12 protein-coding genes and 1 pseudogene are annotated in these 19007 nt (G+C 73.9%); 2 read left to right on the top strand and 11 right to left on the bottom strand.

The features are described 5' to 3' along the window. Positions 1-90: 90 nt before the first annotated feature. The 9 genes and pseudogenes from ispG to ACQEVS_RS24690 all read right to left on the bottom strand — a co-directional run bounded on the left by ispG (position 91) and on the right by ACQEVS_RS24690 (position 14347). Positions 91-1248: a flavodoxin-dependent (E)-4-hydroxy-3-methylbut-2-enyl-diphosphate synthase gene (gene ispG / locus ACQEVS_RS24730; RefSeq protein ID WP_433023669.1), complete on the bottom strand. Its 1158-nt coding sequence runs from the start codon at positions 1246-1248 to the stop codon at positions 91-93. A 187-nt stretch (positions 1249-1435) separates the two neighbouring features. Then, positions 1436-2737 (bottom strand): M50 family metallopeptidase, encoded by a 1302-nt coding sequence (locus tag ACQEVS_RS24725; RefSeq protein WP_433023668.1) that lies wholly within the window; start codon positions 2735-2737, stop codon positions 1436-1438. Next, a complete protein-coding gene (gene dxr, locus ACQEVS_RS24720; RefSeq protein WP_433023667.1) occupies positions 2734-4014 on the bottom strand; it encodes a 1-deoxy-D-xylulose-5-phosphate reductoisomerase in 1281 nt (426 codons plus the stop codon). Before dxr ends, ACQEVS_RS24725 begins: the two co-directional genes overlap by 4 nt. Before the next feature lie 74 nt (positions 4015-4088). Further along, positions 4089-6023, bottom strand: coding sequence for an acyl-CoA dehydrogenase family protein (locus ACQEVS_RS24715; RefSeq protein ID WP_433023666.1), 1935 nt, complete (start codon positions 6021-6023; stop codon positions 4089-4091). A gap of 130 nt (positions 6024-6153) precedes the next feature. Beyond that, positions 6154-6852: a response regulator gene (locus ACQEVS_RS24710; RefSeq protein ID WP_433023665.1), complete on the bottom strand. Its 699-nt coding sequence runs from the start codon at positions 6850-6852 to the stop codon at positions 6154-6156. Positions 6853-6873: 21 nt separating this feature from the next. Further along, complete coding sequence (locus ACQEVS_RS24705) at positions 6874-8130, bottom strand: sensor histidine kinase (protein ID WP_433023664.1); 1257 nt, start codon at positions 8128-8130, stop codon at positions 6874-6876. Positions 8131-8394: 264 nt separating this feature from the next. Beyond that, positions 8395-9846: an aldehyde dehydrogenase family protein gene (locus ACQEVS_RS24700; RefSeq protein WP_433023663.1), complete on the bottom strand. Its 1452-nt coding sequence runs from the start codon at positions 9844-9846 to the stop codon at positions 8395-8397. Positions 9847-10201: 355 nt separating this feature from the next. Further along, positions 10202-11764 (bottom strand): PucR family transcriptional regulator, encoded by a 1563-nt coding sequence (locus ACQEVS_RS24695; RefSeq protein ID WP_433023662.1) that lies wholly within the window; start codon positions 11762-11764, stop codon positions 10202-10204. A gap of 139 nt (positions 11765-11903) precedes the next feature. Beyond that, positions 11904-14347: pseudogene (locus ACQEVS_RS24690) on the bottom strand (ATP/GTP-binding protein). 378 nt (positions 14348-14725) lie between these two features. On the opposite strand from ACQEVS_RS24690, the gene gabT reads away from it, so the two are divergent. Both gabT and ACQEVS_RS24680 read left to right on the top strand, forming a co-directional pair. Beyond that, positions 14726-16078, top strand: a complete 1353-nt coding sequence (gabT, locus tag ACQEVS_RS24685; RefSeq protein ID WP_433023661.1) for a 4-aminobutyrate--2-oxoglutarate transaminase — start codon at positions 14726-14728, stop codon at positions 16076-16078. 563 nt (positions 16079-16641) lie between these two features. Beyond that, positions 16642-17085, top strand: coding sequence for a phosphatase PAP2 family protein (locus tag ACQEVS_RS24680; RefSeq protein ID WP_433023660.1), 444 nt, complete (start codon positions 16642-16644; stop codon positions 17083-17085). On the opposite strand, the gene ACQEVS_RS24675 is transcribed toward ACQEVS_RS24680, so the two are convergent. Together ACQEVS_RS24675 and ACQEVS_RS24670 are read right to left on the bottom strand one after the other, a co-directional pair. After that, positions 17021-17473 (bottom strand): hypothetical protein, encoded by a 453-nt coding sequence (locus ACQEVS_RS24675; protein ID WP_433023659.1) that lies wholly within the window; start codon positions 17471-17473, stop codon positions 17021-17023. The two genes, ACQEVS_RS24680 and ACQEVS_RS24675, sit on opposite strands and share 65 nt — an antisense overlap. Positions 17474-17593: 120 nt before the next feature. Then, complete coding sequence (locus tag ACQEVS_RS24670; protein ID WP_433023658.1) at positions 17594-19006, bottom strand: NAD(P)/FAD-dependent oxidoreductase; 1413 nt, start codon at positions 19004-19006, stop codon at positions 17594-17596. Position 19007 lies beyond the last annotated feature (1 nt).

Below are 19007 nucleotides of genomic sequence, written 5' to 3'. Positions count from 1 at the left end.
AACAGATTCCTGGCACTTTACCTCTCCGGTTCGGCGCATACCCCGTCGCGGCGGGAGGACGACGGGCCTCCCACCGCGGGGTCGCGTACGTCAGCCGCTGACGCTGACCTCGGGCTCGCCGGAGGTGATGCCGTCCTTCTCCATCTGGGCGGCGATCTTCATGGCCTCTTCGATGAGTGTCTCGACGATCTTCGACTCGGGGACGGTCTTGATGACCTCGCCCTTCACGAAGATCTGCCCCTTGCCGTTGCCGGACGCCACACCCAGGTCCGCCTCACGCGCCTCACCCGGACCGTTGACCACACAACCCATCACCGCCACACGCAACGGCACCTCCATGCCCTCCAGGCCCGCCGTCACCTCATCCGCCAGCTTGTAGACGTCCACCTGCGCCCGCCCGCACGACGGGCACGAGACGATCTCCAGCCGACGCTGGCGCAGGTTCAGCGACTCCAGGATCTGGATGCCGACCTTGACCTCCTCCGCCGGCGGCGCCGACAGCGAGACGCGGATGGTGTCGCCGATGCCCTCCGACAGCAGCGCGCCGAAGGCGACGGCCGACTTGATCGTGCCCTGGAAGGCCGGACCGGCCTCGGTGACGCCCAGGTGCAGCGGGTAGTCACACTGCGCGGCCAGCTGCCGGTAGGCGTTGACCATGACGACCGGGTCGTTGTGCTTGACGGAGATCTTGATGTCGCGGAAGCCGTGCTCCTCGAACAGCGACGCCTCCCACAGCGCGGACTCCACCAGCGCCTCGGGCGTGGCCTTGCCGTACTTCTGCAACAGACGGCGGTCCAGCGAGCCCGCGTTCACACCGATGCGGATCGGCGTCCCGGCCTCGGAGGCCGCCTTCGCGATCTCCTTGACCTTGTCGTCGAACTGCTTGATGTTCCCCGGGTTGACCCGCACCGCCGCACAGCCCGCGTCGATCGCCGCGAACACGTACTTCGGCTGGAAGTGGATGTCCGCGATCACCGGGATCTGCGACTTCGCCGCGATCACCTTCAACGCGTCCGCGTCATCCTGCGTCGGACACGCCACCCGCACGATCTGACAACCGGAAGCCGTCAGCTCCGCGATCTGCTGCAACGTCGCACCGATGTCCGACGTCCGCGTCGTCGTCATCGACTGCACCGACACCGGCGCGTCCCCGCCCACGGCCACGGAGCCGACCTGGATCTTGCGGCTGACCCGGCGGTCGGCGAGCTTGGTCGGAACGGACGGCATTCCCAGCGAAATCGCGGTCATCTGGCGAGCAACCCCAAGGTCTGAATCATGGTCCCGAGATCGGCGGGCTCCGGTCTCCGAGATTTCCGAGATTACGGCAAGCGCCTCCCCCGAAGCACATCCCGCCCCGAACACCGCCCGAACGAACGGTGGCGGGACGGGTTCCACGCGCCGGGGGCGCGGGACGGAGGCGAGCCCCCGCCCCCTCTCACGTGAGGCGCACCGGATTCACCACATCGGCCACGAGGACGAGCAGGGTGAAGCAGATGAAGATACCCGCGACGACGTACGCCACCGGCATCAGCTTGGCCACGTCGAACGGGCCGGGGTCCGGGCGGCGGAACACCTTGGCGAACATCCGGCGCACCGACTCCCACAGGGCGCCGGCGATGTGCCCGCCGTCCAGGGGCAGCAGCGGCAGCATGTTGAACAGGAACAGGGAGAGGTTGAAGCCGGCCACCAGGGTCAGCATCAGCGCGATCTGCTGGGACGGCGGGATGTCAAGGGTGAACACCTCGCCGCCGACCCGGGCCGCGCCGACGACGCCCATCGGGGAGTCGGCCTTGCGCTCGCCGCCGTCGAAGGCCGCGTTCCAAAGGTCGGGGATCTTGCCGGGGAGGGCGACCAGGGACTCGACGCCGGACTGGACCATGTCGCCCATCCGGTTCACCGACTGGCCGAAGGACTGCTGGACGATGCCGCTGGCGGGCGCGAAGCCGAGGAAGCCGGCGGTGATGTACTCGCCGCGGACGGGGTTGCCGTCGCCGTCGTACTTCTGGACCTGGTTCTTGATGAGATTGGCGTGCAGGTCGAGGCGCTTGCCGTCGCGCTCGACGGTGATCGTCGCGGGTCCGGTGGTCTTCCGGATGTCCTTCTGGATCGTCTTCCAGTCGGGCGTCGGGTCGCCGTCGAACGCGACGATCTTGTCCTTGGCCCGCAGGCCGGCCGCGTTGGCCGGGGACTTCGGGGCGTCCTTGGGACAGGTGTCGGTGGCGCTGGACGCCTTGACGACGCAGTCCTGGACCGAGCCGACCTGCGTCGTCTCGGTGCGGACGCCGAAGGTCATCAGCACGCCGAGGAAGAGCACCACGGCGAGGACCAGGTTCATGAAGGGCCCGGCGAACATCACGATCACGCGCTTCCAGGGCTTGCGCGTGTAGAAGAGCCGGCTCTCGTCGCCCGGCTGGAGCTCCTCGAACGCCGCCGACCGGGCGTCCTCGATCATGCCGCGCCAGGGGGACGTGGACCGGGCCGCGATCTTGCCGTCCTCGCCGGGCGGGAACATGCCGATCATGCGGATGTAGCCGCCGAGCGGGATCGCCTTGACGCCGTACTCGGTGTCGCCCTTCTTCCTGGAGAAGATCGTCGGGCCGAAACCGACCATGTACTGCGGCACGCGGATGCCGAACATCTTGGCGGTCGAGAGGTGGCCCAGCTCGTGCCAGGCGATGGAGAACAGCAGGCCCACCACGAAGACGACTATCCCGAGGACCGTCATCAGAAGGGTCATGCGCGGGCCTCCGAGGTCGCTCCGGCCGTACGGACCGCGGTTGCCGTACGCGCCACCAGTTCGCGGGCCCGGGCGCGGGCCCAGGTCTCCGCCTGCAGGACGTCCGGGACCGTGAGGAGGGTTCCCCGGTCGGGGGTGCCGTGCTCCGCCACGACCTCGGCGACGGTGTCCACGATGCCATTGAACGGCAGGCCGCCGGAGAGGAACGCGTCGACGCACTCCTCGTTCGCGGCGTTGAAGACCGCCGGGGCCGTGCCGCCCAGCGTGCCCACGTGCCGGGCCAGCGCGACGGAGGGGAACGCCTCCTCGTCCAGCGGGAAGAACTCCCACGTCGACGCCTTCGACCAGTCGAAGGCCGGAGCCGCGTCCGGCACCCGCTCCGGCCAGCCCAGGCCGATGGCGATCGGACCGCGCATGTCCGGCGGCGTGGCCTGGGCGAGGGTGGAGCCGTCGGTGAACTCCACCATCGAGTGCACGTACGACTGCGGGTGGACGACGACCTCGATGCGGTCGAACGGGATGTCGTAGAGCAGGTGGGCCTCGATGACCTCCAGGCCCTTGTTGACCAGCGTCGCGGAGTTGACGGTGATCACCGGGCCCATGGACCACGTGGGGTGCGCGAGGGCGTCGGCCGGGGTGACGGCGGCCAACTGCTCCTTCGTGCGTCCGCGGAACGGACCGCCCGAGGCCGTCACCACCAGCTTGCGGACCTCGCTGCGGGCACCGCCCAGCAGCGCCTGGAAGAGCGCCGCGTGCTCGGAGTCCACCGGGACGATCTGGCCGGGCTTGGCGACGGCCTTGACCAGCGGACCGCCGACGATCAGCGACTCCTTGTTCGCCAGCGCCAGCGACCGGCCCGCCTCCAACGCGGCCAGCGTCGGCGCCAGGCCGATCGAACCCGTGATGCCGTTGAGGACCGTGTGGCACTCGCTACGCGCCAGCTCCGTGGCCGCGTCCGGCCCCGCCAGCACCTCCGGCAGCGGCCGGGCGCCGTACCGGGCGGCCAGCGCCGCCCGCAGCGCCGGAGCCGCCTCCTCCCGCGCCACGGCCACCGCCCGTACGTCCAGCCGGTGCGCCTGCTCGGCGAGCAGCTCGACCCGGCCGCCGGCGGCGGACAGGGCCGTCACCGTGAACCGGTCGGGGTTGCGCAGCACGAGATCGATGGCCTGGGTTCCGATCGAACCGGTCGAACCGAGGATCACGATCTCGCGCGGGCCGCCGCTCCGGTGCGTGGGGGCGGAGTAGCGCAGATGCGGGTCAGCGAGGGAGTCGGTCATCCCCCCATTGTGGGGGCTGGGGAGGCCCGGGCGCCCAGGCCCCCTCCGGTCCCGGCGGACCGGAGGGGCTCGGATCAGGGGACCGGCCGGTGCACGTTGTCGTACTTGGCCGGGCCCGGGGTGGCGTCGGCGATCCAGGGGCCGTCGCCGCTCGGGTCGAGGATGCCCTCCTCCAGCCAGGTGCAGGCCCCGGCCGTCACCGCGTTCACCACCGAGCGGTCGAGGGCGTCGGTGTTGGTCCACAGCCGGGCGAAGAGCTCGTCGGCGCGGATCCGCGCCTGCCGGCAGAAGGCGTCCGCGAGGCCGTACGCCTCCCTGCCGTGCGCCCCCTGGGTCCGCAGCTGCTCGGCCCGGACGCAGGCCGCGCTCATGGCGAAGAGTTCGGCGCCGATGTCCACCACGCGTCCCAGGAACCCCTGCTTCGTCTCCAGCCGTCCCTGCCAGCGGGACATGGCGTAGAAGGTGGAGCGCGCGAGCCGGCGCGAGGCGCGTTCGACGTAGCGCAGGTGCCCGGAGAGATCCGTGTGGCCGGCCGGGTGGAACTCGGCGTAGCTGGTCGGCAGCTGGCCGGGGCCCGCGACGAGCTTGGGCAGCCAGCGGGCGTAGAAGCCGCCGGCCCGGGCACCGGCCCGCGCCTTGTCGCCCAGGGTCTTCTCCGGGTCGATGAGGTCGCCGGCGACCGACAGGTGGGCGTCCACGGCCTCCCGGGCGATCAGCAGGTGCATGATCTCGGTGGAGCCCTCGAAGATCCGGTTGATGCGCATGTCGCGGAGCATCTGCTCGGCGGGGACGGCGCGTTCGCCGCGGGCGGCGAGGGAGGCGGCCGTCTCGTAGCCCCGGCCGCCGCGGATCTGGATCAGCTCGTCCGTCATCAGCCAGCCCATCTCGCTGCCGTAGAGCTTGGCGAGGGCGGCCTCGATGCGGATGTCGTTGCGGTCCTCGTCGGCCATCTGGCCGGAGAGGTCGACGATCGCCTCCAGGGCGAAGGTGGTGGCGGCGATGAACGAGATCTTCGCGCCGACGGCCTCGTGGCGGGCGATGGACTTGCCCCACTGCTCGCGGGCGGCGGACCACTCGCGGGCGATCTTGAGGCACCACTTGCCGGCGCCGACGCACATCGCCGGGATGGACAGCCGTCCGGTGTTCAGCGTGGTCAGCGCGATCTTCAGGCCGGCGCCCTCGGGGCCGATGCGGTGCGCCGCCGGGACCCGGACCCCGTGGAAGCGGGTGACGCCGTTCTCGATGCCGCGCAGGCCCATGAAGGCGTTGCGGTGCTCGACGGTGACGCCCTCGGTCGCCGTCTCCACGACGAAGGCGGTGATCCCGCCCTTGTGGCCCTCGCTCTTGGGCACCCGGGCCATGACGACCAGCAGGTCGGCGACGACGCCGTTGGTCGTCCAGAGCTTGACGCCGTCGAGGACGTAGTCGTCGCCGTCGGGCACGGCCGTGGTGGCCAGCCGGGCCGGGTCGGAGCCGACGTCCGGCTCGGTGAGCAGGAACGCCGAGATGTCGTGGCGGGCGCAGCGCGGCAGGAACGCGTCCTTCTGCTCCTGGGTGCCGAAGAGCTTCAGCGGCTGCGGGACGCCGATGGACTGGTGGGCCGAGAGCAGCGCGCCGACCACCGGGCTGACCGAGCCGACCAGCATCAGGGCCTTGTTGTAGTACACCTGGGTGAGGCCGAGGCCGCCGTACCGGACGTCGATCTTCATTCCGAAGGCGCCGAGCTCCCTGAGGCCCGCGACCGTCTCGTCGGGGATGCGCGCCTCGCGTTCGATGCGGGCGGGGTCGATGCCCGTCTCGCAGAACGCGCGCAGCCGGGCGAGGAACTCCTCGCCGCGCCGCACGTCCTCCGGCTCGGGCGTCGGGTACGGGTGGATCAGGTCGAGCCGGAACCTGCCGAGGAAGAGTTCCTTGGCGAAGCTGGGCTTCTGCCAGCCCTGCTCGCGGGCCGCCTCGGCGACCCGGCGGGCCTCACGCTCGGAGACCGGCCGTACGGATGGTGCGGTCATGGGGCACCTCGCCGCTTCAGTCGTCGCGGTTGTCACGGTCGATACCGACCGGTGCTACCGGTCCGTATGTACCCGATCCGCCGGGTGTCTACCAGACCGCGCGCGGGATTCCGGCCGGGCCGGGCGGCCGTCAGGACCGTGCGCCGGGCGTCACCAGACCGCTCTCGTAGGCGACGACCACGGCCTGGGCGCGGCTGCAGAGGCCGAGTTTGGCCATGGCGCGGTTGAGGTGGGTCTTGACGGTGGCCTCGCTGATGACGAGCTCGGTGGCGATCTCGCCGTTGGACAGGCCGCGCCCGGTGTGGCGCAGCACCTCCCGTTCGCGGCCGGTGAGCGCGTCGAGGACCTCGCTCCGGGGTGGTTCGGGGGCGGACCGCGGCCGGGTGAACGCCTCGACGAGGCGGCGGGTGACGCTGGGCGAGAACAGGGTGTCCCCGCCCGCCACGGCGGTGACGGCGGCCAGCAGCCGCTGCGGCCCGGCGTCCTTGAGCAGGAAGCCGGAGGCGCCGGCGCGCAACGCGGCGTAGACGTACTCGTCGAGGTCGAAGGTGGTGAGGACGAGGATCCTGGGCGCGGGGACGAGGCCGGCGGCGAGGATGCGCTCGGTGGCGGCGATGCCGCTGAGGCCGGGCATCCGGATGTCCATGAGGACGACGTCGGGGTGGTGGGCGACGGCCAGGTCGACGGCCTCCTGCCCGTCGGCGGCCTCGGCGGCCACGGTCACGCCGGGGGCCGCGCGCAGCAGGGCCGCGACGCCGGCGCGGATGAGGACCTGGTCGTCGACGACGAGGACGCGTATGCCGGTACCGCCGCCGTGCTCGCCGGTCATGATCCGCTCCGCCCCCGCCGGTCACTGGAGGGGAAGCGTCAGCCGGACCTCGAAGCCGCCGTCCGCCCGCGGGCCGGCCGCGAGTCTCCCCCCGTAGATCCTGGCGCGCTCGCGCATGCCGATCAATCCATGGCCGCCGGACCGCACCGGGTTGGCCGGAACGTTGCGCCGCCGCCGGGGCGCGGGCCGGCCGTCGTCGGTGACGCTCAGCTCCAGTTCGTGCGGGCGGAACGCGACGCGGACCACCGCGCTGGCGGCGCCCGCGTGCTTGATGATGTTGGTCAGCGCCTCCTGGACCACGCGGTACGCGCACAGGTCGGGGCCGGCCGCCAGGGGCCGCCGCTCCCCCGTGACCTGCAGGTCCACCCGGACGCCCACCGACCGCATCCGCTCCACGGTCGCCTCCAGCCGGTCCAGGCCGGGCATCGGGTGGTACGGGCAGTCGCCTTCCGGGTGGCCGCTCTCGTCCCCGCCCTCCGGGCCGACGCGGAGCACGGCCAGCAGCCGGCGCATCTCCTCCAGCGCCTCCCCGCTGCTGGCCGATATCGTGCCCAGCGCGTCCTGGGCGGTGGCCGGATCGCTGGTGAAGACATAGCGGGCGAGCCCGGCCTGCACCGACACCACGGACATGTGGTGGGCGACCACGTCGTGCAGCTCCCGGGCGATGCGGACCCGCTCCTCGGCGACGGCGCGGCGGGCGTTCTCCTCGCGCTCCCGGCGCAGCTGGGCCGCCAGGTGGGACAAGTCGGCGTTGCGCTGGGCCAGTTGGCGCGCGTTGCCGCCGAACTTCAGGATGATGCCGAGCATCACCGCGGCCTGGGCGATCGTGGTCACCAGATCGTCGGTGTCGCCGAGCACCGAGGAGAGGACCGCGCATCCGGCACAGCAGACACCGCAGACCATGGCCACCGGGGCGGGACGGCTGGCCGCGACCGCGTACAGCGTCACCATCGGGCAGAGGCTGTTGACGATCGGCCAGTACCCCGCGGCGACGAACACCATCCACAAGGTGCTGGTCAGGGCGAACGTGAGGACGGGCGCCAGCCGGCGGGCGGCCAGGCTCAGGTTGATGACGCAGATCAGCGCGTACGCCAGCGCGTCGGGCCGCTTCCAGAGGTCGTTCGCGGGCGACGGCGTACTGACGTAGACCGCCGTGGCGGCGGTGCAGCACAGCGCCAGCGGAGCGTCCCGCACCCACAACGGCCAGGCGGCGGACCGCCGTTCCAGCGCCCGCATCCACGCGCGTGACCGCGCTCCTGCCGCCCCTGCCGTCCGCACCGCCGCAGCGTACCCGCGCGCGGCCGGACCCGGCATCGGCCGGGCGCGGGCGGTGCCGGCTGCCGCGGCGGGTGGAGGCGGGGCGCCGGGATACCGCAGGGGTTGACCCGGGATTCAACCGGCGAGGGGATGGGTCCCGCCCGCCGGGTCCCTAGAGTCGTTCCCGTCGGCACCCCGGGGCTTCACGGGGAAATCGGGGGAACGTGCCGACGGCACGGGGGAACAGTGCGCTCCGGGTCACGGGCCCGGAGCGCACTGACGTGCCTACAGAGCCAGGCCCGTCAGGACGAGCACCCGCTCGTAGGTGTAGTCGTCCATCGCGTAGCGCACGCCCTCGCGGCCCACGCCGGACTGCTTGGCGCCGCCGTACGGCATCTGGTCCGCGCGGTACGACGGGACGTCGCCGATGACCACGCCGCCGGTCTCCAGCGCGCGGTGGGCGCGGAAGGCGGTCTGGAGGTCGTGGGTGAAGACGCCCGCCTGGAGGCCGTAGGGCGAGTCGTTGACGGCCCCGAAGGCGGCCTCCTCGCCGTCGGCCTTGGAGAGGGTCAGCACCGGTCCGAAGACCTCCTCGCAGGCGATGGTCACACCGGCCGGGACGTCCGCGAGCACGGTCGGGGCGTAGGTGGCCCCCTCGCGCTTGCCGCCGGCGAGCAGCTTCGCGCCCGCGGCGACGGCCTCGTCCACCCACGACTCGACGCGCTTGGCGGCGTCCTCGCTGACCAGCGGGCCGACGTCGGTGGCCGCGTCCGACGGGTCGCCGGTCACCTGGGCCTCGACGGCCGCGACGACCTTGGGCACCAGGCGCTCGTACAGCGACGCGTCGGCGATGACGCGCTGCACCGAGATGCAGGACTGGCCGCCCTGGTAGTTGGAGAAGGTCGCGATGCGCTGCGCCGCCCGGTCCAGGTCCGCCTCGGAGGACCAGTCGGCCAGGACGACGGCCGCGCCGTTGCCGCCCAGCTCCAGGGTGACGTGCTTGCGCGGCACGGAGTCCAGGATGGACCAGCCGACCGGGCCGGAACCGGTGAACGAGATCACCGGCAGCCGCTCGTCCCGGACGAGGGCCGGCATCCGGTCGTTGGGAACGGTCAGGACGCTCCACGAACCGGCCGGCAGCTCCGTCTCGGCCAGCAGCTCGCCGAGGACCAGCGACGACAGCGGGGTCGCCGGGGCCGGCTTGAGGATGATCGGCGCCCCGACCGCGATGGCGGGCGCGACCTTGTGCGCGGCCAGGTTCAACGGGAAGTTGAACGGCGCGATGCCGAGCACGACGCCGCGCGGGAAGCGGCGCGTGAGGGCCAGGCGGCCGGTGGAACCCGGGTCGGTGTCCAGCCGCTGCGCGTCACCCGCGTTGAAACGGCGCGCCTCCTCGGCGGCCCACCGGAAGACGGAGACGGCCCGGCCGACCTCGCCGCGCGCCCACTTGATGGGCTTGCCGTTCTCGGCCGAGATCAGCTGGGCGATCTCCTCCGTGCGCTCGGCCAGCCGCTTGGCGACGTGGTCGAGGGCGGCCGTACGGACGTGCGCGGGCGTCCCCGCGAACTCCTCGCGCACCGCGTGCGCGGCGGCCACGGCCTCCTCCACCTGCGCCTCGGTGGGCACGCTCACGGTGCCGACCAGGCGGCCGTCCCAGGAGTTCGTGACGTCGAAGGTCTCCTCGCCGGTGGCCTTGCGGCCGGCCAGCCAGAACGCGTGCGGGGCGGGGGTGGTCATGGGGCCGCCTTTCCGGGACGGGGGTGGGTGCGTGCCCCCTCACCGTAGGGGGCGGACGGGGGCGCGCCATTTGTCCGCCGTGGAGCGGAGCGCGGGGGCGGCGCGCCGGATCGGCGCGGTGGGGGGTGCCCCGGTCCCGCCCCTTCACCGATTCCTGGGGGCTGCGCCCCAGACCCCCCGAAACCGCGCTGCGCGCGGTTGTCCTCAAACGCCGGACAGGCTGAAGTGCGCGCCCGGGCCGAATCCAGCCCGTCCGGCGATTGAGGACGAGCGGCGAAGCCGCGACAAGGGGGTCTGGGGCGCAGCCCCAGGAAACGGCGAATGGGGGTGCCCCCTCTGGGGGAGGGTCCGGGGCCTACTCCCCCGCCCCCGGCGAAGCCTTCAACGCCAGCCACAACTCCATCCGCACATCAGGATCATCCAGCGACCGCCCCAAAATCTCCTCCACCCGCCGCATCCGATACCGCAACGTATGCCGATGCACCCCCAGATCCGCGGCGGCCGCGTCCCACTGCCCGTGCCGCGACAGCCAAGCCCGCAGCGAAGCGACGAGATCGCCGCGCCCTGCCGCGTCGTGTGCCCGCAGCGCTCGCAGCAGCCCGTCGGCGAAGGCCCGTACGGCGTCGTCGCCGAGGAGGGGAATGACGGACCCAAGGGCGACGTCCTCGTGCTCGACGAGAGGGTTGCCGCGGCGGCGGGCGACGGAGAGGGCCTGTTCCGCCTGGCGGAGGGCGGCGGCGGTGTCCGCGGGCGCGGTGGCGGCGGACAGGCCGAGCACCAGACCGGCGCGCTCCCCCCGCGCGGCCTCCGCGCAAGCGGCGAGCGCAGCCCCGCCGTCCGGGGCCAGCAGGACGAGCCGCCCCCCGTCCGGCACGGCGAGCACCGGCTCCGCCGCCCGGCTCCCCGCCGCCTCCGCCGCGTCGGCGAGCGCGGCGAGCGGGTCGCCGGCGTCCGGGTCGGCGCCCTCCGCCGGCACCGGCTCGGCGACGAGCACCCGGAACGGCCGGTCGAGCAGGGAACCGTAGAGCTCCCCGGCGACGGTCCGCGCGTGCTCCGCCTCGCCGGAGAGCAGCATCCGCAGCACCGCCGCGCCGAGCCGCTGCTCGGCGGCCTGGAGGGCGCGGGAGCGCTCGGTGGCGAGGGTGAGCAGGGCGACGGCCGAGTGGACGGCGTACCGCTCGGGGGTGCCGAGCGGCGCCCCCGTGCCGACGGCGAGGACGCCGCGGGCGCGCCGGCCGGTGCCGAGGGACTGGAGCTCGACCCGGTCGTCGCCCTCCTCCGGCGCGACGACGGCGCTCGCGGGGGCGGGCCGGCCGCGCAGCCGCTCGACGTCCGGGCCGAAGCGGGCGGCGCGCCGGGCGGCCCAGTCGGGGGCCGCGGCGACGACCGCGCCCGACGCGTCGTACAGGGCGGCCCAGCCGTCGAGGTACGCGGCGAGCCGGGCGAGCAGCCCAGCCGGGCCGTCGGGGCCGAGGGCGGCGCGGGTCAGCTCGCGCTGGGCGGCGAAGCCCGCGGTGACGGCCCGGTACTGCTCGGCGGCGATGGCGGCCGAGACGGCCTTGCTGATGGCGATGAAGGGGGTGCGCCGGGGCACCTCCAGCAGCGGAAGCCCCGCTTCCTCCGCGGCCTCGACGAGGGCGGCCGGCACCTGCTCGTAGTTGACGCCGACGGCGAACCCGAGGCCGACGACGCCCGCCCGGACCAGCCGCCTGACGTAGGGGCGCACGGTGTCCGGGTCCGCCGCGTCGATCTTCATGGCGGTGATCAGCAGCAGTTCGCCGCCCTCCATCCAGGGCACCGGGTCCGCCAGTTCGCTGACGTGCGCCCAGCGGACGGGGGTGTCCAGCCGCTCCCGGCCCGCGAGGACGGTGAGCCTGAGGGAGGAGTGGTGGACGAGCGAGGCGAGCGTGGGGGGCATGGCACCTTCGGATGGGCGGCTTCGGAGGAACCCGAACGACCAGAGCGGGACGGCACGGCGACCGGGCCGTCCCGTATGAACTGCTGTGACCGATTCTGCCTCAGCGGAGCAAAGGGCGCGGTCTCGCGCAGGGCGGCCCTCAGTCCCGCAGGTTCACCAGCACCGGCGGCGTCATCGCCCCCCGTACCGACGTCACCGACAGCACCGCGTGCCCCGGCGGCACCCCGTGCGCCAGCTCCGAGGCGGACCAGCGCTCGCGTTCCACCGTGCGCACGGTGACGGACTGGGCGGTGACCGCGCGGCCGGTGACCACCCGGCGGAGGACGTGCAGGGCGCGGGTGAGCGGCTCGTGGGCGATGATCTGGCGGTCGGTGACGTCGCGGGTCTCCACCCACTCCTTCCCCAGACCTCGGCGAACCGCGCGCCGTCCCAGGTGGTCACGCCGGAGAAGGCCATCCGGCAGCCGACGGTGCCGAGGAGGGCGCTGCGCAGCGCCTCGGGCACGTCGTCCAGCGTGCGGAGGGTGAGGACGGCGCCGGCGTGCGCCGAGCGCAGCCGCTGGAGGCCGCGCACCGACTCGGCCGTCACCGTGTGGGTGGCGTCGTCGAGCACCAGGCAGGCGAAGAGGGAGCGGTCGGCGCGGGCGGCGGCGGACTCGGTGAACTGGGCGAGGATCAGCCGGGCCAGCATCCGGGACGCCTCCGCGTGCCCGCGTTCCGGCAGGTCGATCCGGACCCGCAACGGGTGTTCGAGGGTGCGGAGGGAGAAGGTGCGCCGGGGGTCGCCGGTGTCGAAGAAGCCCGCGAACGCCGGGCGGTCGAGCAGTGCGACGCGGTCGGCGAGCATCGGCGCCGGATCGCCGGGCCGTCGCGCCTGCCGCTCGCGGGCGTCCAGCTCGCGGGCCAGCGCGTCTTGGCCGGTGGCCGCGAGCCGGTCGCGGAGCGCGTCGAGCGCCGCGGGCGAGCCGTCGAGCAACTCCCGCAGCTCCTGGACGGACGGGAAGCGGCCGTGGGCGCCGTGGTACGGGCCGAGGATCTGGGCGAGGGCGGTGGCCGCGCGGCGTCCGTCCCCGCCGGGGAGCGCGGCGGCGAGGTCGCCGACCAGCCCCTCCGCGAGCATCGCCGCGGCCTCGTCGGGGTCCTCGGTGCCGCCGTACAGGTCAAGGTCGTAGGCCGAGTCCGGCCGGCCGATGCGGATCACCACGTCGAACGCCTCGTCGGGCGCCAGGTCGGTGCCGGCGGCTCCGACGGCGACGACGGCGGCACGCCCGGCCAGGGCCTGGAGGCACAGCGACTCCAGCACCGGCCGGACCAGCCCGGCGGTCTTGCCGCAGCCGGGCGGGCCGACGGCGAGCAGGGAGGTGCCGAGCAGGCCCGGCTCCAGCGCCCAGCCGACGCCGCGGTGGTCGTAGGGGTTGCGCCGGTCCTCGGCGGCGGTGCCGATCCGGACCTGGCCTGTGGCCAGGTCGTGCCGGGCGGCCCGGACGGGCAGGTCGCGGGCGCCGGAGGGGTGGGCGCAGGCGGCGGCGCCGGCCCGCAGCACGGCGTCGGTGAAGGCGGGCCGCCACTCGGGCCGGTCGCGGACGGCCTCCCAGGCGCGTTCGATCCGGGCCCGGTCCACGTCGTTCATCAGGCCCCGGCGGGCGTCCGCGGCGAGCCGCTCGGCGGCGTCGGGGGCGCCCTCGGCGCGCAGCCGGGGCCAGTCGGCCGGGTCCTCGTCGGGGGCGGGGGCGACGGTCCCGGCCGGCCCGCCGGGGAGCCGGGGCGGCCGGTCGGGGGCCGTGTACCGGCGCCAGAGCTCGCCCCAGCAGCCGAACCGGGCGGCGAGGGTGAGGAAGAGGCCGATGAAGAGGGTGTAGTAGGCGTAGCTGGCGTAGAAGAACATCGGCGGCTGCATCCAGGAGACCGGCATCACCCGCATCAGCGGCCACAGCCAGATCTCGCCGAACACGTCGTAGCAGAGCTCCCAGGCGACGACGGCGCCGGCCAGCGCCAGGGCCGCGCGGCGGACGAGCATGGGCCGGGGGATGCGGTCGGGCCGCTCGGGGAGCAGGACGGGGGGCAGCCGGACGCCCGTCCTGCGTTTGAGGGCGGACCAGGCGGGACGTCCGTAGCGGCGCCACAGCTCGGGGACGCGGCCGATGCGGGCGAAGAGGACGACCAGGCCGCAGAACCAGAGGGCGTAGTAGACGTAGGAGGACAGCATCCACTCGCGGGACATCTCGTCCCAGTCGCCGGGGACCAGGGCCTTCAGCGGCCACTTCCAGTACGGGCCGAAGTAGCCGTGCCACAGCAGGGACCAGACGAGCCAGCCGCACAGCATCGAGATCACCGCGCCGCCGGCGAGCTGCCGGCCGGGGGTGCGGCCGGGCTCCTCCGGCGGTTTGGGGCGGTGGCCGAAGCGCCAGACGCCGGGCTGGGCGGCCGGCCGGGGGGTGCGCAGCCAGGTCAGGAACGGGTGCTCGGCCTCGGCCGGCGCGGGTGCCGGCGGCCGGCGCGGCGCCGGCGGGACGGGCCGGGCCGCCCGTCCGCCGTGGAAGGGAGGTGCGCCGTACGCGTCCCCGTACGTGTCCTCGGTCGCCATCGCTGCCCCTTGCCCCCGCCGGCCGGTCCTGCCGTCGCTGCCACCACTGCTGCTGCCTGCCCGCCGTGCGGCCCGGCTGCGGCCGGACCGACGTCGCGTGGCCAATCTAGCGGCCCTGAGCGGGGAGTTCAGCGTCTCCGGGCGGAGTTCCGGGGTGACTCCGGGTCGTCTCGGGGCCGACTCGGGGTGGTCCGGGAGACGGCGCCGCCCGGTTCGGCGGGGTCGGGCCCGGGCGGCGGGGCGCCGGTCGCGGCCGGTCCCGCCATGTACCGTCCGGACAACGGCGCGCCCGTACTTCTCCCGAACGGAACATGCCGGGCCCGTCGGCCCGCCCTTAGCCTGCGGTCAAAAGTCCGCGTTCTTCCCCGGGAGCCCACCATGACCGAACTGACCGGAGGCTCGGCCCTCCCCCAGGAGCGCCGCGTCGTCACCGCCATCCCCGGCCCGAAGTCGCTGGAGCTCCAGGCGCGGCGCACGGCGACGGTCGCCGGGGGCGTCGGCTCGGTGCTGCCGGTGTTCACGACCCGCGCGGGCGGCGGCGTGATCGAGGACGTGGACGGCAACTCGCTGATCGACTTCGGTTCGGGCATCGCCGTGACGTCGGTGGGCGCCAGCGCCGAGGCCGTGGTCCGCCGGGCGTCGGCACAGCTGGCGAACTTCACCCACACCTGTTTCATGGTCACCCCCTACGAGGGGTACGTGGAGGTGTGCGAGCGGCTCGCCGAGCTGACGCCGGGCGACCACGCCAAGAAGTCGGCGCTGTTCAACTCGGGCGCCGAGGCCGTCGAGAACGCGGTGAAGATCGCCCGCGCGTACACCAAGCGCCAGGCGGTCGTCGTCTTCGACCACGGCTACCACGGCCGCACCAACCTGACGATGGCGCTGACGGCCAAGAACATGCCGTACAAGCACGGCTTCGGCCCGTTCGCCCCCGAGGTCTACCGGGTGCCGGTGGCCTACGGCTACCGCTGGCCGACCGGCCCGGAGAACTGCGGCCCCGAGGCCGCGGCGCAGGCCATCGACCAGATCACCAAGCAGGTCGGCGCGGAGAACGTGGCCGCGATCATCATCGAGCCGGTGCTCGGCGAGGGCGGCTTCATCGAGCCGGCCAAGGGCTTCCTGCCGGCGATCGTGCAGTTCGCCAACGACAACGGCATCGTCTTCGTCGCGGACGAGATCCAGTCCGGCTTCTGCCGTACCGGCCAGTGGTTCGCCTGTGAGGACGAGGGCGTCGTCCCGGACCTGATCACCACCGCCAAGGGCATCGCGGGCGGCATGCCGCTGGCCGCGGTCACCGGCCGCGCGGAGATCATGGACTCGGCGCACGCGGGCGGCCTGGGCGGCACCTACGGCGGCAACCCGGTGGCGTGCGCCGCCGCGCTCGGCGCGATCGAGACCATGCGCGAGCTGGACCTCAACGCGAAGGCGAAGCGCATCGAGGAGGTCATGAAGGCCCGCCTCGCGGTCATGCAGGAGAAGTTCCCGGTCATCGGCGACATCCGCGGCCGCGGCGCGATGATCGCGGTCGAGCTGGTCAAGGACCCGGAGACCAAGGCCCCCGCCCCGGAGGCGGCCGGCGCCCTGGCCAAGGCGTGCCACGCCGAGGGCCTGCTCGTGCTGACCTGCGGCACCTACGGCAACGTGCTGCGCTTCCTGCCGCCGCTGGTCATCGGCGAGGACCTGCTCAACGAGGGTCTGGACATCATCGAGGCGGCCCTCGGGCAGCTCTGATCCGCCGGTCCCGCTCCTTCCGATCCGGCGTGCGCGGGCGTCTGCACGGGCGCCCGTGAAGAACCTGTGCGGGGCGGGTGGTGGACGGGTGACACGGCTACCGTCCGCCGCCCGCCCTGCCGTACGGTTTCTGCAGATGAGTGAGACACCCCGTCCGCAGGGGACTGCGGACGACGCCCCGCCGGTACGTCCCCAGTGCCGGCGCGGCCGTGCCACCGCGCACGCGACCGGGGCCGCGGCAGTAGCGGGCCCCGGGGCTCCTCACCGATCGGACGGCCGCCCGTTCCACACCCCCGGGACGAGCGGCACGCCGGCCAGGCCGGCGGCCTCGGAACCTCCCCCCTGTTCCGGAGCCGCCGGCCCTTCGGCCGTCCCCGCTCCGCAGGGCCCTCCTCCCGGCGTTCTCCGCCGTCCTGTTCGCCCTGGTCACCTGGCAGGTCGCCGGGCACGGCCCGCTGCGCGCGCTCGACGAGCGGGCGGGGCGCGCCGTCGCCGGCACGGCGTTCCCGCGGGCGGTCACCGGCTTCCTCGCCGACCTCGGCAACGCCTCCGTCGCCGTACCCGTGCTGGTCGCCGCGGCGCTCTGGGCGGTCCTGCGGCGCGGCCGGCCGTGGTCGCACGCCTTGGCCGCCGCCCTCGCCATGGCGGCGGTGCCCGCCCTGGTCGTCCCCCTCAAGACGCTCGTGGACCGGCCGGGCCCGCCCGCGATGGGGGCCGGCCCGCACGACGGCTTCTTCCCCTCCGGCCACGCCGCCACCGCCGCCGTGGCGTACGGCGCCGCGCTGCTGCTGCTCACCGGTTCCCGCCGCGCCGCCGCCGGATACGTGCTGCTCAACGCGGCGGTGGGAGCGGGGCTCGTGCACCGCGGCTACCACTGGCCGCTGGACGTCCTGGGCTCCTGGTGCCTGGCGGCGCTCGTGCTGTGGTGCCTGTCCCGGGCACTCAGCCGCGGGCGAGCCGGGCGGCGGCCTCGTGCAGGGAGAGCTCCAGCACCACCGGATCGGTGAGCACCCCCGATCCGTCGGGCGGCACCAGCCAGCGGACGAGGGAGGCGTTGCGGGCCGGGTGCGGGACCACGATCCAGGTGCCGGGCCCGGCACCGCGCACCCCGGTCGCCAGCCACCGGGCGGCCGTCCCGGGCGGGACGAGGAAGCCGATCCGGCCGGCCCGTTCGTCGGCGAGGACGGGCCCGAGCCGGCCGGCGCGCTCGGCCAGGACGTCCGCCGTGGGGCGGCCGAGGCCGCCGGGAAGAATGAGGACGTCCCAGAGCCGGCCGGCGGGCAGCAGGGCGATCCCGAAGGGATTGCGCTCCCACTCCCACCGGCAGCTCTCGGGATCGGGCGCGGCCGACGCCAGCCACTCCAGCGCGCTCGTCCTCCCCGTACCGCCGCTCATACGCCTTCCTCCTCCGTGTCGCGTGGGTGCGTCCACGGGTGGGAGGGGGCGGCCGGTCGGCGGTTACGCGGTTCCGGCGGGATTCCCCCGACCGGGTTCACCGGTCGGCGTCGACCGGTCTCAGCTGTCGAAGCCCAGCCCGACCTTGTCCATGGCCTTGAGCCAGAGGTTGCGGCGCCCGCCGTTCTCGTCGGCCCGGGTCATCGACCACTGGGTGATGCCGATCCCCACCGACCGCACCGGCTCAGGCGGGAAGGGCAGCGGTCTGCTGCGGACCATCTCCAGCTCGGTCCGCTCCGTCCGCTCCCCCGCCAGCAGGTCGAGCATCACGTCGGCGCCGAACCGGGTGGCCCCCACACCGAGCCCGGTGTAACCGAGGGCGTAGGCGACCCGGCCGCCGTGCGCGGTGCCGAAGAAGGCGGAGAAGCGGGAGCAGGTGTCGATGGCCCCGCCCCAGGCGTGCGAGAAACGGACGCCGTCCAGCTGTGGGAAGCAGCGGAAGAAGTGCTCGGCGAGCCGCTGGTAGGTGGCCGGGTGGTGGTCGTACTCGGCCCGGACCTCGCCGCCGTAGTGGTAGACGATGTCGTAGCCGCCCCACAGGATGCGCCGGTCGGCGGTGAGCCGGAAGTAGTGGAAGTGGTTGGCGGAGTCGCTGAGCCCCTGCCGCCGCTTCCAGCCGACGGCCGCGAGCTGCTCCTCGGTCAGCGGCTCGGTGACGAGCACGTAGTCGTACACGGGGGCGATGAACGGGCGCAGCCGCTTGACGAGCGACGGGTAGACGTTGGTGCCGAGGGCGGCCCTACGGGCGAACACCCGCCCGTAGGGGGTGCGGACGGCGACGCCGGCGCCGCGCGAGGACAGGCCGCTGCCCGGGGTGTGCTCGTAGATCCGTACGCCGAGCTCCAGGCAGGCGCGCTTGAGGCCCCAGGCGAGCTTGGCGGGGTGCAGCATGGCGACGCCGTCGCGGTTCCAGAGGCCGGCGAGGAAGGTCGGGGAGTCGACCTCGGCGCGCAGGGCGTCGCGGTCGAGGTACTCGTGGCCGGTGATGCCGTGGGCCGCGTACTCCTCGGCGGCCTCGCGGAGTTCGGCCACCTGGTGCGGGGCGGTGGCGATGTCGATCTCGCCGGTGCGTTCGAAGTCGCAGTCGATGCCGTGGCGGCGGAGGGCGGCCTCGATGCCGTCCAGGTTGCGGCGACCGAGCTCCTCCAGGCGGTGCAGTTCACCGGGCCAGCGGGCGAGGCCGTTGGCGACGCCGTGGGTGAGGGAGGCGGCGCAGAAGCCGCCGTTGCGGCCGGACGCGGCCCAGCCGGTCTCCTCGGCCTCGATGAGGACGACGTCGCGGGCGGGGTCGCGTTCCTTGGCGTTGAGGGCGGTCCAGAGCCCCGAGTAGCCGCCGCCGACGACGAGCAGGTCGCAGTGCTCGTCGCCGACGAGGGCGGGGCGGGGGTCGGGCCGGCCGGGGTCGTCGAGCCAGTAGGGGCGCAGGGCGGTGTCGGAAAGTGATTGGGCAGGGTTCATGGCACGAGCGGCCATG

Origin of the sequence: Streptomyces sp. CA-181903, assembly GCF_050937075.1 — a bacterium.
Taxonomy (GTDB): domain Bacteria; phylum Actinomycetota; class Actinomycetes; order Streptomycetales; family Streptomycetaceae; genus Streptomyces.
Note: the sequence above shows the minus strand (reverse complement) of the source record. Positions and strands in the feature narration are given on the sequence as shown.